This window comes from Streptosporangium sp. NPDC049248, from assembly GCF_040678965.1.
Lineage (GTDB): Bacteria > Actinomycetota > Actinomycetes > Streptosporangiales > Streptosporangiaceae > Streptosporangium > Streptosporangium fukuiense.
In genome coordinates, this window is sequence record NZ_JBFAQY010000006.1 from 204,776 (window position 1) to 218,454 (window position 13,679).

A 13,679-nucleotide genomic window follows, 5' to 3' on the forward strand; every position below is an offset into this window, starting at 1 on the left:
CTACCGCCGAAATCCGGTCCGGTCCTTCCCGGAGGCCGATCGGGGAGCTCGCGCGCCCGCGCGTAGGGGTGTCCGGAAAGTCGGGAAACTGGGCCGGCACCGGGACCTCACCGGCGACCGTCGTCGACTCAGCGCAGCGACCCGGCCTCGGCGACCGTGCGGCAGGGGGCTCGCACTCGCCGTCGCTCTGACCGCCCAGCCGGTCCGGTGCGGGGGATCTGTGCGGAGCAGGGTGAGGGGTCCCCGCTGGAAGTCCGCGTCCTTGGCCGCGCCGTTCGCCGGGTGGGTGGTCAGCCGAGCCAGTGGCCGTCGCGCATGAGGTCGCGCCCGCGCAGTTCGTTCGCCTCGCGCCAGGCCTGGACGCGCCGCGGCCGGATCAGGAAGTACTGGTAGGGCTCGTCGAGTTCGCGCGGGTCGAAACCGGTCCTGGTCGCGAACGCGTCGCCCGTCTCCGGGGCGAGGTCGGCGAGGTCGACCGGCTCGGCGGTGCCGTCGACGAGGACGACGTCGCGGGTCGGCCCGAGGCTGAGTCGTACCCGGTCGTCCGCCAGCAGGTTGCGGCCGGTGACCGAGGCGCGCGGCGTCGAGATGAGGAACGCGGTCCCGTCCCAGAGGTACGAGAGCGGGATGAGGTGGGCGCCGCCCGGGGAGCCCGACGTCGCGACCCAGAGATCGACGTCGCTCTCCAGTCTCGTGCGAGTGTCCCGCAGCCTCTCCTTGAGTCCACGCGGCGGCGCGCCTGTCATGTTTCCTCCAGTCACTTCGTGGGGGCTCGCTCCGTCGGTCATCGGCCGGTTCACCGGTGACACATCAGGGCGTGAGTGCCGGCGAGGTGGTCTCCCAGGCGAATCCGTCCGGGTCGGTGAAGGATCCGGCGTCGCCGCCGATCATGAGCCGGTGTGATCCGGTGCCGTCGGGGGCGACGCCGACGTCCTTGGCGAGGGCGCGGCGCCGGTACAGCGCCAGTTTGACGGGGCTCGACCCGGTGGCGAACTCGACGTACATGCGGCCGAAGCTTTTCGCCACGGTGAGGCCGTGGTCGAGGTAGAACCTCTTGCTCGCGGCCACGTCCGTGACTCCCAGCAGGAGCACGATCTCGTCGATCTGCCGGGTGGCGGGGCCGGTGTCCTTCTTGGCCGAGGTGGCGATCTTCCAGATCGTCCCGTCCGGGGCCTGTACGACGCCGCCGTAGCCCCAGAGCGACTTGGTGGCGGGCTTCAGTGTCGTGGCGCCGGCGTCGAGGGCGGTGCCGATGAGGCTGTCGACGGTGGACGGCTGGGACACGGTGAGTGCCAGTGTGAACCCGCGGAAGCCGGTGGTGGGGGCCTTCGAAGCGCGCAGGCGTATCTGTGTGTCCAGACCGAAGGCGGCGGTGTAGAAGTGGCCGGCGGCTGCGGGGTCGGCCACGTCGAGGGTGACGGATTCGATGGATGTCATGGCCATGACGCTAGTCGCGGCTCGGTGACCAGCGCTTCTTGATTCCTGACCGGTCCTGTCACCTGTTCGCGTCCCCGACGGCGCGCACATCGCCTGACGCCGCCTCGATCGGCCAGGGGCTCGCGGATCCACCTTGCCGGGGTCCTGGACGGTAGCGCGGTTCGATCTCGGGCTTGCCCTCAAGTTAAGTCGAGGTTCTACATTCATCGCAACGGGCTTGCCCGACCGATATTCGGAGGAGCGATGATGAATCTTGAGATCTTCGGCGTTGCGGACGACCCGCAGAGCGATGTGGACGCGATCGTCGGCCTGGTGGCCGCGGTTCAGGAAGCCCAGCAGAACGAGCAGGTCGAGGCTTTTCTCAGTCTGTTCCGTAAAGCGGACCCGGTCTGGACGACCGGGCACGGCAAACGCCTTTCCGGCTGGGAGACCATCCACGACTTCACCGCCCAGGTCCTTCCGGGCTCGACCCAGTACGGAACCGCCGCCTACACCCCGGTTCGGATCCTCTTCATCCGCCCGGACGTGGCCGCCGTCAACGTCCATCAGGTCCCCCTCACCCCTGACGGCACCCCCGCCGACGGCCCCGAAGGACGCCCCTTCTACATCCTCGCCAAGGAAGAAGGCCTCTGGAAGATCGCGGCCGCCCAGAACACCCAGGTCTTCGAGAACCTCTGAACCATCTGACGCCACCGGCCCGTCGACCGTCGCTCAAGCTTCAACTCGGCTGATCAGCGTGGACGGTCACGACGGATGGGGCCACCTGGAAGAACACCGTGACGCCTCCGGTCATCACAGCGACCGGGTCCGCACTGTCCTTCACCGGTGATCACTCGCAGGAGCAGCGATGACGACGCAGCACATTTCCGACGCCCAGTTGGCCGCACAGCCGGCCGCGTACTGGACGGGAGTGGCCTACGAGGCCCTCATCGCGTTCACCAGGGCGGAGCAGGCCAAGCATGGGTACACCCAGCCTCAGTTCTGGCTGTCGCGCAACCTAAGGCGCGGAGGGGCATCACCCGCACGTTCGCCGGGGCCGTCGGTCCTGTAGTGGTGCTCTCCACATGGCGGCTGGGCGGATCGGCCGTCACCCGTGACGCCGGGACCATCACAGCGCCGCGATCCCCATTGACCTTCCAGGAGTCCTACTCATGTCCGAGAAGCCGATCAGGCTCGTCGTCATCGTCGGCAGCGTCAGGTCGGGCCGGTTCGGCCCGACCGTCGCGAACTGGTTCGCTCGTCAGGCCCGCCGGCATGGAGAGTTCGACGTCGATGTCGTCGACCTGGCTGAGGTCCCGCTCCCCCTGACGCTGCCGGAACCCGGGCCGGCGCCGTCCCCTGAGACGGCACAGGCTCTTGCGAGCCTGACATCGCGGTTGGACACCGCCGACGCGTTCGTCATCGTGACGCCGGAGTACAACCACAGCTTCCCCGCGTCGCTGAAGAACGTCATTGATCGCCACTACAAGCAGTGGCGGGCCAAACCGGTGGGCTTCGTCTCCTACGGTGGCCTGTCCGGTGGACTGCGGGCGGTGGAGCACCTGCGTCTGGTCTTCGCCGAACTGCACGCGGTGGGAATCCGGGACACCGTCAGCTTTCACGGCGCCGGCCAGTTCGACGACAAGGGTGACCCCACCAACCCGGAGGGCTGCACGAGAGCGGCCGACATCCTGCTCGACCGGCTCGTTTGGTGGGCCCGGACACTGGACGCGGGCAGGACCGCCCGCCCCTACGCCGTCTGACCCTCAGCGAGGCCGGTAAAGTGCCGGTCGGCTCCGAACCGGCCATGGACCTGCGTCCCCACTGGTCAGGGGAAGACCCCCCAGGCTCTGATCCCCTACCTGGGTGGTCTCCCGTTGGGTGAAGGAACCGCCGACGACAGCGAGTCCCGCGAAGCGCTCCTGTACCCGGAGGAGACCGACTGCCCGGCGACGGGCAAGGTGCTCCTGGACGGTGTGGAACGCCCGCAGAACCTGATCATCGACCTGCTGCAGATCGCCTGCCTGGACGCGGGCATCAGCGGCCGGCACGAATTCCGCCAAAAGGGCCTGACCTCGGGACATCCTCGAAAACTGTCGGTCCTCGCCGTCATCATCGGCGGAAACTCCCCAACCTCACCCCCGGAGGCCGCCGATGGCACGACGAAGATCACGCCGTGGTCAGGGCAACGTGGACTGGTTGCTCTGGCCGGTGGCCATCGCAGTCTTCCTGGTGGTCGCCAGGTGGCTCATCGATGTGGTCGTCGCCAATCGGCCACTGATCATCGGTCTCACGGTCCTGCTGGTGGCGGGGTTGGTCGGCCTGCTCGTGCTCCGACGTCGAACGATCGACGCCCGGCAGCGGGAGTGGCTGAGAGACAACGCCCGCCTCGAACGCGTCGACCGGATGACCGGCGTTGAGTTCGAGTCACTCGTCGAGGCACTGCTCAGGCGGGACGGGTTTCACAAGGTCCGCAGAATCGGTGGCAGTGGTGACGGCGGTGTCGACGTCATCGGAACCGCGCCCGCCGGAGACCTCTTCGTCATCCAGTGCAAGCGCTGGGCCAAATCCGTCGGCTCGCCCGAGGTCCGAAACCTCCTCGGTGCCCTGCACGCCTATCCCGAGCACCGGGGTGTTCTCGTCACCACGACGCGCTTCACCGCCCCGGCCAAACAGTGCGCGGCGGGAACGAACCTGCTTCTGATCGACCGCGAGCAACTCGCCGCCTGGCTGAACGGAGCCCCCGCCCTTGCTCCACCGACGCGCGGTACAGGCTGAACCTCTGATCAACCCGCCAGGGGCAGTAGGCCGGGGGCATTCGCGGACAGCCAGGTCGCGAGCCATCGGGAGTCCTCAGCGCTTCCCTCTGCCTGGGTGTCGATCAATCTGCGCAGGATCATGAGCGGCAGCATGGCGTCGAGGGCCTCCCGGTCGACCGCGTCGGTGCCGTACCCTTCCAGCAGCCATCGCGGATGAGCGCCACGTGGCAGGTCGACGGCGAGGCACCAGGCAAGATCGAGCATGGGCGGCCCGACCTCGACCGCACCCGGGTCGAGGACGGCGAGCAGATCGTCGCCCTCGAAGAGGGCGTTGTGCCCCACGGCGGCATCCCCGTGGATGGCCGTCATCGGCTGTCCCGCGCACACCTGGTCGAACAGGTCTGAGATGGCCGGGTAATCGCGGGTCGCGAGGTGGCGCGCGGAGCCGAGCAGCACCCCGAGAGCACCGGGCTCGTCCAGGCGCAGGCCACCCTGGTCCGTGGCACCGTGCCAGCGGCGAAGCTGCTCGCCCAGGCCGCGTTGCCGGGTGGGAGTCGGATGTTCGCCGGGTGAGCCGCCGATCCTTTCCAGCACGAGCCACCATCGCGGTCCGGACGCGGTCCGCACCGTTCCCGCGTCCAGCAGGGCCGGAACCCGGAGCCCCGCGGCCTTACGCATCGACTCCATCCGCAGCGCGGTACCAAGGCGTTCGTGCAGGCGGTGCTGGACCTTGACGGCCGTTCGGCGACCGTAGACCACCGTGGCCCCCGGCTCGTACGGCCCGGCCACACCATCGAACGCCGCACTCTTGAGCGCCACGTCACGCGCCTTGGCGATCTCGGCCGCTGAAACGCGGCCGGTCGGGATGAGTCCTCGTTTGTCACCGACATCAAGCGGGCCGCAGACCCTCATGATCCGCCTCCCGCTCGCAGTCGATGGAGCGGTTGTACCCACCGCTCCCGTGTCGTCTCAGGAAGATCCAACCACCTTGTCCGGGTGAAGTCGTGCAGTTCCGGCTGCCCGGTCCAGAGCGCGGTGACCGCCGACCACACGGGCAGGAAAGCCTCCTCGGCTCCGGCCGTCTCCGCGAGGCGGACCGTGATGGACAGGGCCTGCTCATCTTGGCCTCGTGCGATGAGCTGCAGGACCTCGACCACGTCAATGGGCAACAACTCGGCGGAGGCGCCGACGGCCTCGAAGGTCCGGCGAGCCTCGTCGAGGAGGCGGGTGGCGACGGCCCACTCTCCTCGCATGGCGTGGGCCATCGACTCCGCCATGTCGCACTGGGCCAGCCCCACGACCTCCCCGACCGACTGGTTGAGCTCACGCGCCTCCGGAACCGTCCGGAGGGTCAGCTCCGGATCGAACCACATGGAGGCGAGAGCCTGATGGCGTGCGGCCCGCGCCGCCCAGAGCGGCGCGTCGGCCTGCCGTGCCTCTGCCAGGACCCGCGTGAACAGCTCCGCGGCCTCCTGGAACCGGGCGTTGTGCAGGTACACATGACCTATCAGGTCACCGGTGCCGATCCGTTCCAGCCTTGTCCCTGCAGACCTTCTCTCGATCTGCCGTACGACCTCCGGGTAACGACTGCGCCGGAAGGCGTTGCCCGCCAGGTCGAACCGGGCAGCGACGCCGAGCGGCGAGAGCTGGTCGGCGACCATGCCGAGATGGCGGTCGGAGTCGGTCAGGTCACCGGTGAACTGGGCCAGGCTGCCGAGTTCGAAATGAAAGTAGTCGGCGTACGGACTCGCGCCGGCGTTCTCGACCGCCGCTTTCATGGCCGTGTGGCGCTCCGTCGCCTCCTGGTCCACCTGGACCGTCAACCTGGCCACCTCGGCGAGCACGGCCAGCTGCGGAGACGCGCTGAACCTGGGCAGTGACGTCAGCACCTGCCAGTGCCCCAGGTAGCGCAGGGTGTAGGCCATCTGCCCCAGCCCCGGTGGCAGGACGTCATGCTCGGCGGCGCCGTGCAGGGCGAGAAGAAAGGCGGCGACGGTACGGCGGCTGTGGTCGGCCGGGGTCAGCTCGTCCGGCGGGTCGTCACCCCAGATCGACAGCGTGAAGTCCGTCAGATACGCCAGAGCCTGCGAGGCCCGGTCTCGCCGCTCCCTGGCGGTCCATCCGTCCGGGGTGTGCGCGTCGCAGTCGGCGACACCGCGGCGCAGGTTCTCGTGCAGGCGGCAGGGCGGCCACACGGTCGGATCGTGTCGTACGAAGCGTCGGGCGATGAAGTCCTCGATCCGCCTGCCGCGCGCCTCGGGCAGGATCGCGGCCAGCAGCCGGTCGTCGAACGCCTCCAGCAGCGCCGCGGCCCGGAGCAGGTCCCGGTCCTCGGGCGACAGGTCGCGCATCATCCGCAGGACCAGCTCGGGAAAGGGCTCGCCGAACACCTTCGGGTCCGGGGTCTCGCCCCGGGCCAGGTGCTGTTCGAACAGGCCCGTCGACAGTTCCAGATAGAGCGGAGACCCTCCGGAACCGGCCACGATCCGCTCCCGCACCTCGGCATCCATGGCCGGCTCGTCGTCGACGAGCAGCCGCTCCCGGAGGAACAGGTCGGCGTCCGAGGTCTCGAAGCCGTCGACCGGGAACTGGTCGGTCAGATCGGCCAGCCCCGGCCACCGTCGCGCCCCGCCGTAGGTCAGTCCGACGCCGCGTACCGGGTCATGCCAGCGCAGTGGCCGCCTGCTCCCGACCGTGAAGAACACGTTGGGCAACAGGTACGCCATCCGGACGACCAGATCCTCCAATCCGCCCCGCTCGGGTGGCAGGACCTGGACGTTCTCGAACGTGTCGAGTACGCAGAGCGCCAGTACCGGGCTCTTCTGGCGGATCCGCTCCAGGTCCGCGCTCAGCAGGATCGGCAGGTAGCCGAGCATCCGGTCCGGGCTCTCCTCCTGAAGGATCAGGCTGAACGCCGGGAGGTCACGCCGGAGTCGTCGCAGGGTGATCGACTGCCGTGTGGAGCTGCCGACCAGATCGAGCACCCGGTAGGCGGTCGTGACGGCACCGAGCCCCGCGAACAGGCCGTCGATGCTCGACGCGACCTGCTCGGAAAGGCGCAGTGAATCGGAGACGGCACCGACCGAGGAGGACTTCCCCAGAAAGCGGACCAGGGACTCACCGGGGTGCTTGCGCTCCCAGTACGCCGAGAGCGCGACGTCGAAGGCGGGCCACGACTTGCCCAGGCGCCCCAGCGCGGCGCGTACCCGGAGCAGCACCGTTTCGAAACTCTGGCTCGACAGGTCCGCGAAGTCGATGACGGCGACCGAGCGGTCATCCGGCAGCCCGTCGAACTCGCCGCGCTGGGCGAGGTCGGCGAGGTGGCGGATCAGCGTGGACTTCCCGATGCCGCCCTCCCCGCTCAGCCCCATCACGTTCCGGGCGGGCCGTTGGAAATCCATCAGCCTCTCGACGGGCCATTCCTCGGCCAGGTGTGCGGCAATCCGCTGCTGAAACGCCCGGATGTACTCCTCACGGTCGGTGAACACCCGTTTCGCGGTGAACGGCACCTCAGGTCCGAACGCAAAGAACTGGTCAAGGTCCACTCGGACAGAGGATCATCCGGCGACCGGGAAAGTAAAGCTGACCTGGGGTTTCGGCGGTCCCCAAAACCGGGGTGGGGTTGTCGTGATGCACGCGGGGAGGCTAGACGCGCCTCGCGTCCCGGATGTAATCGTCGACGTTCTGACCATCCAGCCAGTCCGGTGCGATTCCCAGCAGTTCCGCGACCAGTGCGGGTGTCACCGGCTCTTCGGGGAAGGGCTCAAGGGGTTCGATATCGATCTTTACCATCTGTCCATGCACCGTCCTACTAGCCAGCACTTTTCTCACCCCCATGCTTCCAACGACCGCCCGTGTCTCGGAGGGAAACCGCGCTTGTGCCTCTCTGAACTGAAGCGGATCTGGCCGAGTAGACTCGCCCGAACCGGGGTCGTGCATGCGGGAACTTCCCTCACCGCCGAAGCAGGAGGTCAGGCGGGACGATAGTCGTGGTGGTCGATGGCGCGTTCCCACACCCGTTCGAAGGCCTCGACACACAGGTCCACGACAGCGGGCTTCTCGGTCATCTCGTCCTGGACGAACTCCCCGTTACCGGCGAAGTGGCTGAGCCGGACCAGGCGACCGTCGAACACCCAGAAGTCATTGCCTGGAAGCGCCAGGTCCGAAGCTCGGCACCGAGGCAGCCACCGCACATGTTCGCCGGCCGCGATGTTGGAGAAGGTGACGTCGTACTCGAACCGGACGTAGTCGCTGACCGGTTCGGACACGACACGGGCGCGACGCACCTGGACGCCGCGGGCGACGGCTTCAGAGATCACGCTGTGGAAGGGGTTCCACCACTCGTCACGGTTCGCTGGGTCCTCACGATGGCCGGACCGCCAGTTCGCGAACCGGTGCGAGCCGAGATCGTAGACATCATGCATCTCCAGATGCACCGCCGACCGTTGGGTGCCGGAGATCAGCTCACTGAACGCCGGGACCGGAGCCGTCTCCATCGTGTGCCTCCAGAACGAACGGGACCCATCCGTACCGGGAATCGTATGACCGTCTCGTTCTCGGGGACGGCGCCGTTGGTAGGGAGTGTGGCGGCGCCGTCCTTTCGAGCCCGCGTTGGTCTGTCAGGTGAGTTCGAGCCAGATGACGGTTCCTCTGGGGTCGCGGTGGAAGCCCCAGCGGGTGGCGAGGTCGTTGACGAGGAGAAGTCCCCGGCCGCCGGTGGCGTCTGGGCTGGAGTTCCTGACGTGGGGGATCTGTGCGGAGCCGGGGTCCTGGACGGTGATGATGACGCCGTGCGGGGTGAAGGCCACCGTGACGACGAACTCTCGTGACGGGTCCTTCGGCTCGGGGACGGCTGTTCCGACATCGGCTGGTTGGGTGCCGGTCGGTTTGACGGAGTGTTCGACGGCGTTGGTGGCCAGTTCGCTGGTGAGGAGCATGGCGTCGTCGCGGAGCGGGTGTTCGTCGCCGAGGATGTCGGCGACGAAGGCGCGGGCGCTTCTGACCTGGTCGGGGGTGGCGGGGAAGCGCTGGGAGATGACGGGCGTGTGGTTCGGTGTCGTTGACCAGCCGGGGATCCGGCCCGGGTACGGCGGCCAGATGGTGGCGGCCGGTCCGTTGGGGGCGTCGGTCGTCGTCCGGAATCGGTCAGTGAGCACTCCGGCGAGTACGGACAGCAGTCGTACGGTCATCCCGGTCACCTCCCTTGCTGATGGTCTCGCTGTGCTGGTCGCCTTCGGCGGCCCCGAGGTCCTTGTGGGTTGTCTGGTGGGCCTGCTCGGGGTGGGGGTGGAAGTCCTCGATGTGCTGGATTCGGGCGGCGAGTTCGGCGGGGGTGTCGGCTTCGAGGAGGCCGATGCGTTGGCGGTATCGGATGGGGGAGAGTGCCCACCAGCGTCCGGTGGCGTGGCCGTACCAGGGACGCCAGTCGGGGAAGCGGAGCGTCAGGGTGCGTAGCGCGCGGGGGTCGTCACCGGGTTCGTGCCGGAGGTTCTCCGTTTCGAGGGAGAGGGTGCTGCTCATGCCGTCACTCCCTTCCGGTGCGTCTCGCGCCTGCCGGGCCGTGCTCCCGGCGGCGATTCGCGTCCGTAGGGCAGGGTGGCCGGTCGCGCGTGGCGTCCCCGGTTGATGGGGGAAACGGTGAAGGGGTGGCTCGGCGGGCGCGGGGTCATGATGGCCGGTGCGGGAGGCGCGGGCAGTCGGCCGCAGAGCCCGAGGCGGCGCCGGGCCGTCATGCGGGTACGGACCTGGGCCGAGGTGGGCTGCTCCCACAGGTGCCCTGGCCGGTGCGGCAGGCTGGCGGCGTCGTGCGCGTACGGGGGATGGCCGCACCAGCGGCAGCCGAGAGGCGAGGGCGGTTGTTCGGCATGCCAACGGATACGGATGATCTTTGGGGTTCTACTACTGTGGAACACAGATCGCGCACCTCCAGAGTGCGGTCGAGGCTCTGCCAGGCGACGCCATTCGCCGGGCAGGGCCGTTTTTGATGTTCTTGGGCTCGCCGGTCGTGAGCGTCCGCCGTTCCCCGTCGGATCGGGTCGCCGTTCGTTCTCGCCGCCGGTAGGGGCGCGTGGGGGAGTTTTCGCCATACCTCGGCATGCTTCGTCGGACAGGGCGGCGTCGCCCGCGTGCTCGGGGGCGCGTTTCTTCAGCCGATCGAGGGCATGTATCGAGGCGGTGCTCATGGGCGTCCATCTCTCACGATCCAGCTTGCTCAAGGTGCTGACAGCAGACCGCACGACCTGATTTGCTCGCAACGAACAGCAAAAACAGCAGAGAGTGTTCGGATGACTACCATAAGGAAAGGTGGTCGCGGGCGGCCGGCCAAGGCCCTCGACCCAGGCTCGTCACTGCTCGCCGCGCTGGGGTCCAGGATGCGCGAACTCCGCAAGGCGCGCTCGCTCACGCTGATGGAACTTGGCGAGCTGACCGGATACTCCTGGCAACACCTCGGCGCGGTGGAACGGGCCTCGGTCGCTCCCTCGGAGTCCGTGGTCATCGCCTGCGACACCGCGCTCGGCGCGGGCGGAACGCTCAACAACATGCTCCCGGGTGTCATCCGTGAGCAGGCCCACCTCCGCCACCGCAGCGAAGCCGCGCGCAGGCCCAGTCCGGAGGCGCCGGATTCCGGTGCCGACTGGGGACGGCTCAGTACGTGCGGAAAGCACGCTTCGGCGATCACTTCCGCCGTGGTGGAGGACATCGAAATGATCACCGTGCGTCAGCGCCGCCTTTACCACGAACTGACATCGGCCGAGATGCTCGTCCCGGTCGACGGCCACTTCGCCCTTCTACGCTCTCTCCTGGAGGCTCCTGCCCCTGACAAGCTGCGGCGGCGAATCGCCTATGCGGCGGGGGAGGCGGCCGGGTTCGCGGCGTGGATCTGGTTCGATCTCGGTGACCACTTCGCGATGGGACATCGGTACGCCACCGCCTTGGACGCCCTTGGGGAAGCGGGGGACAAAGGGCTTCGGTCCTACGTCAGCGCTTACCGTTCCATCACCGCGGATGCGGCCGGACGGGTCGATGAAGCCGTTCGGCATGCCTCAACGGCTCTGGACACGGCCGGACGTTCTGTTACCCACCTGACGAGGTCCTGGCTGCACGCCGTGAGCGCCACCGCACGTGTTCACGCGGGCGACGGCAGAGCGGCACTGGCCGAACTCAACAAGGCGAACACGGCCCTGGAACGGGCCGGTGACGAGCGGGACGAATGGATGTACGACTTCGACCGCGAGCGGCTGCTCGGCTACCAGGGCAACTGCCTCCTTGAACTCGGTGACTACGCCCAGGCCGCCCGTTCCTTCGAGCAGGCCATCGGCGGGGTTCCCACCACGTGCGTACGCCGCAAGGCGGAACTCACCGTGGACCTGGCGCAGGCACGCCTCGGAGAAGGTGAACCCGCCGAGGCCGTACGGCTGGCCCAAGAGGCGATCGCCGTATTCGCCCGAAGAGGATCGGTCGCCGGGATGTCCCGGGTCCACCGCTTCCGCGACCGGGTGGCACCCCGGCGTCCCGAGGTCGCTCGCGAACTGGATGACTTCGTCCGATCATTGCAAGAGTGAGCCCTATCCCCGCTGAGGTCGTCGCCCGCGCCACCGTCTCGTACGACGCGGTTCAAGCGGTCGGTGAGGCCGTCTACTGGATCGAGGGACGGCCGGACGGGGATGTGCTCGTGCGCTGGACCGCTGCCGAGGGCCGGCAGGACGTGCTGCCGGAGGGGTTCCACGTCGCTTCCTACGTGCATGAGTACGGCGGGGGTGCCTACCTGGCCACCGAGTGGGATCTGTGGTTCTGTAACGCGGATGACCAGCGGGTCTATCACGTACGCGACGGCGGACATCCCGTGCCGGTGACCTCCGCGTCGTCGGGAACCTGGCGCTATGCCGATCTCCGTCTTCTTCCGGGCACCGGCGAGCTGGTCTGCGTACGGGAGCGTCACGAAGAGACCGGCGTCTATAACGAGTTGGTCGTTCTTTCGGCTGAGCCGTCGATCATCGCCTCCGGCGAGGACTTCTACATGTCCCCGGAGCCCAGTCCCGATGGGAAGCGGCTTGCCTGGGTCTCATGGAACGCGCCGCTCATGCCGTGGGACGGTTCCCGGCTCTGGCTGGCTGACATCGGGCCTGATGGTGTGCTTACCGGTACGAGGCTGGTCGCGGGCGGGGATGAGGAGTCGGTGTGCCAGCCGCAGTGGAGCGACGACGGGGTGTTGCACTTCGTCTCTGACCGGTCGGGCTGGTGGAATCTGTACGCCTGGCGCGACGGCCATGCCGAGCCGGTCATCACGGGGGAGTTCGAGGTCGCGGCGGCTCCCTGGGAGTTCGGGTATCGCACTTATGTTTTTCAGGGCGACCAGGTCATAGCGGTCGTCCAGCAGGGGCCGTTGCATTCCTTGGTGGTAAGGCGCTCTGGCGGTGACCTGGAACGGCTCGCGCTGCCGTATACCTCGATCAAGCCCTACCTGGCGACGGCAGACGAGAAAGTCACCTTCATCGGCTCCAGTCCTACTCGGTTGCCTACGGTGGTGCTGGCCGAGACCAGCGGTGCCGTTCATGAGCTCACACCGGTCGACGTCACTCTTGACCAGGCATCGCTCGTCCGGCCAGAGCCTTTCACCTTCGGCACCCGCGACGGGGGTGAGGCGTACGGCCTCTACTACCTGCCCTCGGGAGGAAGCGATGAGCCTCCGCCACTGCTTGTACGGGCTCATCCGGGGCCGACGGCGAACTGGCCGCTACGGCTGGACCTGCACGCGCAGTACTTCACGAGCAGGGGTTTCGCCGTCGCTGATGTCGACTACCGAGGGAGCACTGGGTACGGCCGCGCGTACCGGATAGGCCTTCGTCATCGGTGGGGGATGGTCGACGCCACCGATTGCGCCGATGCGGCTCGTCACCTGTTTGCCGCCGGTCGGGCGGATCCCGGGCGGGTGGCGATCTGGGGGGCCAGTGCCGGCGGGTACACCGTTCTGCGTGCCCTGGCGATCACCGATGTGTTCGCGGTTGGGATCGCCAGATCAGCCGTGGTCGATCTGGAGAGCTGGAGCAGAGCCGCACCAAAGTTCCAGGCCCATCATGCGGAGTTGCTTCGTGGTGAGTTTTCCGGTGGATCAGAAGCCGCGATTCAGCGTCCGCTGCTTCTGATCCACGGAGACGAGGATCGGGTAACTCCGCTGGAGCAGGCCAGGAGCCTCAATGCTCGTCTGGTCGTCATCCCCGGAGCAGGTCACACGCTGCGAAGACCTGCTGATGTCCGCCATGTTCTCCGCGTGGAATTGGAACACGTGCTTCTACCAGGAATCTGATCACAGCGCCGAAGCCAGAGGCAGTAGATCGGGGGCGTTTGCGGACAGCCAGGCCGCTAGCCATCGGGAGTCCTCGACGCTTCCCTCCGCCTGGGTGTCGATCAACCTGCGCAGGATCATGAGCGGCAGCAAGGCATCGAGTGCCTCCTGGTCGACCGCGTCGGTGCCGTCCCCTTTTAACAGTCGTCGTGGATGAGCGC

At 67.8% G+C, this 13,679-nt stretch carries 14 protein-coding genes; 6 read left to right on the plus strand and 8 right to left on the minus strand.

The window, feature by feature from the left end:
• Positions 1-290: 290 nt before the first annotated feature.
• The gene (locus AB0K21_RS14400; RefSeq protein ID WP_343969116.1) at positions 291-746 is read right to left on the minus strand and encodes a pyridoxamine 5'-phosphate oxidase family protein; all 456 of its coding nucleotides are present in this window, start codon (positions 744-746) and stop codon (positions 291-293) included.
• A 64-nt stretch (positions 747-810) separates the two neighbouring features.
• The gene (locus AB0K21_RS14405) at positions 811-1,437 is read right to left on the minus strand and encodes a glyoxalase (RefSeq protein ID WP_364149931.1); all 627 of its coding nucleotides are present in this window, start codon (positions 1,435-1,437) and stop codon (positions 811-813) included.
• Positions 1,438-1,683: 246 nt separating this feature from the next.
• On the opposite strand from AB0K21_RS14405, the gene AB0K21_RS14410 reads away from it, so the two are divergent.
• From AB0K21_RS14410 to AB0K21_RS14425, 4 genes are all read left to right on the plus strand, one after another.
• On the plus strand, positions 1,684-2,115 hold the full coding sequence (locus AB0K21_RS14410; RefSeq protein WP_343969112.1) for an SgcJ/EcaC family oxidoreductase: 432 nt from the start codon (positions 1,684-1,686) through the stop codon (positions 2,113-2,115).
• 169 nt (positions 2,116-2,284) lie between these two features.
• Positions 2,285-2,488: a hypothetical protein gene (locus tag AB0K21_RS14415; protein WP_343969109.1), complete on the plus strand. Its 204-nt coding sequence runs from the start codon at positions 2,285-2,287 to the stop codon at positions 2,486-2,488.
• A gap of 100 nt (positions 2,489-2,588) precedes the next feature.
• Entirely contained in the window at positions 2,589-3,179 is a 591-nt protein-coding gene (locus AB0K21_RS14420; protein ID WP_343969107.1) for an NAD(P)H-dependent oxidoreductase, read from the plus strand.
• 391 nt (positions 3,180-3,570) lie between these two features.
• Positions 3,571-4,194: a restriction endonuclease gene (locus tag AB0K21_RS14425; RefSeq protein WP_364149934.1), complete on the plus strand. Its 624-nt coding sequence runs from the start codon at positions 3,571-3,573 to the stop codon at positions 4,192-4,194.
• An 8-nt stretch (positions 4,195-4,202) separates the two neighbouring features.
• Here the strand turns inward: AB0K21_RS14425 and AB0K21_RS14430 are convergent, their stop codons facing one another.
• The 6 genes from AB0K21_RS14430 to AB0K21_RS14455 all read right to left on the minus strand — a co-directional run bounded on the left by AB0K21_RS14430 (position 4,203) and on the right by AB0K21_RS14455 (position 9,695).
• The gene (locus tag AB0K21_RS14430) at positions 4,203-4,994 is read right to left on the minus strand and encodes a phosphotransferase (protein ID WP_364149936.1); all 792 of its coding nucleotides are present in this window, start codon (positions 4,992-4,994) and stop codon (positions 4,203-4,205) included.
• A gap of 89 nt (positions 4,995-5,083) precedes the next feature.
• Positions 5,084-7,720: a hypothetical protein gene (locus tag AB0K21_RS14435; protein WP_364149938.1), complete on the minus strand. Its 2,637-nt coding sequence runs from the start codon at positions 7,718-7,720 to the stop codon at positions 5,084-5,086.
• Positions 7,721-7,820: 100 nt separating this feature from the next.
• Positions 7,821-7,967 (minus strand): hypothetical protein, encoded by a 147-nt coding sequence (locus AB0K21_RS14440; protein ID WP_364149940.1) that lies wholly within the window; start codon positions 7,965-7,967, stop codon positions 7,821-7,823.
• Between the two features lie 179 nt (positions 7,968-8,146).
• Positions 8,147-8,671, minus strand: a complete 525-nt coding sequence (locus AB0K21_RS14445; protein WP_364149942.1) for a DUF6879 family protein — start codon at positions 8,669-8,671, stop codon at positions 8,147-8,149.
• 123 nt (positions 8,672-8,794) lie between these two features.
• The gene (locus tag AB0K21_RS14450; RefSeq protein ID WP_364149944.1) at positions 8,795-9,364 is read right to left on the minus strand and encodes an ATP-binding protein; all 570 of its coding nucleotides are present in this window, start codon (positions 9,362-9,364) and stop codon (positions 8,795-8,797) included.
• Entirely contained in the window at positions 9,321-9,695 is a 375-nt protein-coding gene (locus tag AB0K21_RS14455; protein WP_364149946.1) for a hypothetical protein, read from the minus strand. The genes AB0K21_RS14450 and AB0K21_RS14455 overlap by 44 nt, the downstream gene beginning before the upstream one ends.
• 764 nt (positions 9,696-10,459) lie before the next feature.
• Between AB0K21_RS14455 and AB0K21_RS14460 the strand changes: the two genes are divergently transcribed.
• Together AB0K21_RS14460 and AB0K21_RS14465 are read left to right on the plus strand one after the other, a co-directional pair.
• Positions 10,460-11,737 (plus strand): helix-turn-helix domain-containing protein, encoded by a 1,278-nt coding sequence (locus tag AB0K21_RS14460; protein WP_364149948.1) that lies wholly within the window; start codon positions 10,460-10,462, stop codon positions 11,735-11,737.
• Positions 11,734-13,479, plus strand: coding sequence for a prolyl oligopeptidase family serine peptidase (locus tag AB0K21_RS14465; protein ID WP_364149950.1), 1,746 nt, complete (start codon positions 11,734-11,736; stop codon positions 13,477-13,479). The genes AB0K21_RS14460 and AB0K21_RS14465 overlap by 4 nt, the downstream gene beginning before the upstream one ends.
• Positions 13,480-13,679: the final 200 nt, after the last annotated feature.

What these genes read in the sequence shown, in the direction of transcription:
- AB0K21_RS14400 (WP_343969116.1), bottom strand. Translation starts at nt 746, where the DNA reads ATGACAGGCGCGCCGCCGCGTGGACTCAAGGAGAGGCTGCGGGACACT.
- AB0K21_RS14405 (WP_364149931.1), bottom strand. Translation starts at nt 1,437, where the DNA reads ATGACATCCATCGAATCCGTCACCCTCGACGTGGCCGACCCCGCAGCC.
- AB0K21_RS14410 (WP_343969112.1), top strand. Translation starts at nt 1,684, where the DNA reads ATGAATCTTGAGATCTTCGGCGTTGCGGACGACCCGCAGAGCGATGTG.
- AB0K21_RS14415 (WP_343969109.1), top strand. Translation starts at nt 2,285, where the DNA reads ATGACGACGCAGCACATTTCCGACGCCCAGTTGGCCGCACAGCCGGCC.
- AB0K21_RS14420 (WP_343969107.1), top strand. Translation starts at nt 2,589, where the DNA reads ATGTCCGAGAAGCCGATCAGGCTCGTCGTCATCGTCGGCAGCGTCAGG.
- AB0K21_RS14425 (WP_364149934.1), top strand. Translation starts at nt 3,571, where the DNA reads ATGGCACGACGAAGATCACGCCGTGGTCAGGGCAACGTGGACTGGTTG.
- AB0K21_RS14440 (WP_364149940.1), bottom strand. Translation starts at nt 7,967, where the DNA reads ATGGTAAAGATCGATATCGAACCCCTTGAGCCCTTCCCCGAAGAGCCG.
- AB0K21_RS14445 (WP_364149942.1), bottom strand. Translation starts at nt 8,671, where the DNA reads ATGGAGACGGCTCCGGTCCCGGCGTTCAGTGAGCTGATCTCCGGCACC.
- AB0K21_RS14450 (WP_364149944.1), bottom strand. Translation starts at nt 9,364, where the DNA reads ATGACCGTACGACTGCTGTCCGTACTCGCCGGAGTGCTCACTGACCGA.
- AB0K21_RS14455 (WP_364149946.1), bottom strand. Translation starts at nt 9,695, where the DNA reads ATGAGCAGCACCCTCTCCCTCGAAACGGAGAACCTCCGGCACGAACCC.
- AB0K21_RS14460 (WP_364149948.1), top strand. Translation starts at nt 10,460, where the DNA reads ATGACTACCATAAGGAAAGGTGGTCGCGGGCGGCCGGCCAAGGCCCTC.